Raw genomic sequence first — 659 nt, 5'->3', positions numbered from 1 at the left:
CGGAGCGAGGTCGAGTGCGTCGCGGACCTCCTCCAGCGGATAGGTACGCGACCCGTCGAACTCGTTGATCCCCACCGCATACGGAACCCCACGCTCCTCCAGCACCGACAACACCTCATCGGCCTTGTCGATCCGCCGCGTATCGATCAACACCAACGCCCCCAACGCACCCCGCGCCAACTCCTCCCACAACGGCACGAACCGCTGCTGCCCCGGAGTACCGAACAAATACAACGCCAACTGCGGATTCAACGTGATCCGCCCGAAATCCATCGCCACCGTCGTCGAGGACTTCCCCGGCAACCCCGCCATGTCATCGACCCCGACACTGGCCTCGGTGATCGTCTCCTCGGTCCGCAACGGCCGAATCTCGGAAATACTGTTGACGAACGTGGTCTTCCCGACCCCGAAATTCCCCGCCACCAGCAACTTCACCGACCGCGTCACCGTCTCCGGCACATAATCGACCGACCGGTCAGGCCGGGAGAGCACGGAGCCCATTGAGAACCTCCTCGAGCAGAGCGATATCCGGCACCGCTTCCAACGGCCGCGGACTGGAAAGATGCTCACTGTCGAGCAGATCCGACACCACGATCTTCACCACCGACGGCGGCATATCCAGATACGCCGCCACCTCGGCGATCGACAGCGAACCCTTG

At 63.1% G+C, this 659-nt stretch carries 2 protein-coding genes; both read right to left on the bottom strand.

Going from position 1 to position 659, the window contains the following annotated elements; translation table 11 throughout:
* The coding region (locus ACFO0B_RS28530; protein ID WP_378616292.1) for a GTP-binding protein at window positions 1-501 on the bottom strand (501 nt) is incomplete at its 3' end.
* The coding region (locus tag ACFO0B_RS28525) for a DUF742 domain-containing protein (protein WP_378616290.1) at window positions 476-659 on the bottom strand (184 nt) is incomplete at its 5' end. The genes ACFO0B_RS28525 and ACFO0B_RS28530, both read right to left, overlap by 26 nt.

The organism is Nocardia jiangsuensis (assembly GCF_042650385.1).
Lineage (GTDB): Bacteria > Actinomycetota > Actinomycetes > Mycobacteriales > Mycobacteriaceae > Nocardia > Nocardia jiangsuensis.
This window is presented reverse-complemented; position numbering and strand designations above follow the sequence as displayed.